Source organism: Pelomonas sp. KK5, assembly GCF_001984095.1.
GTDB lineage: Bacteria > Pseudomonadota > Gammaproteobacteria > Burkholderiales > Burkholderiaceae_C > KK5.
The window spans coordinates 1-338 of the sequence record NZ_LYVQ01000588.1; the positions used below are offsets into that span (position 1 = coordinate 1).

Sequence of the window (338 nt, forward strand, 5' to 3'; positions counted from 1 at the left end):
ATGCTCGACGTCAACACGACGCCGCTGATCGACGTGATGCTGGTGCTGCTGGTGATGCTCATCATCACCATCCCGATCCAGCTGCACTCGGTCAACCTGGACATGCCGCCGCCGAGCCGGAACCAGCCCGAGAAGGAGCCGATCGTCCACGAGGTCTTCATCGACTTCGACGGCACGGTCAGCTGGGACGGCGTGGCCCTGGCCGGCCTGCCGGCCGTCGAGGCCAGGCTGCAGGAAGTGGCCAAGGAGCCCGACCAGTCCGAAGTCCACATCAAGCCGAACAAGCTGGTGGACTACGGCGCCGTCGCCGCGGTGATGGCCTCGGCCCAGCGCCTGGG

General features: G+C 66.9%; 1 protein-coding gene. It reads left to right on the plus strand.

Annotation, left to right across the window (positions count from 1 at the left end; genetic code table 11):
- On the plus strand, nt 1-338 hold a 338-nt coding region (locus B0W88_RS32370), incomplete at both ends, for a biopolymer transporter ExbD (protein WP_077038464.1).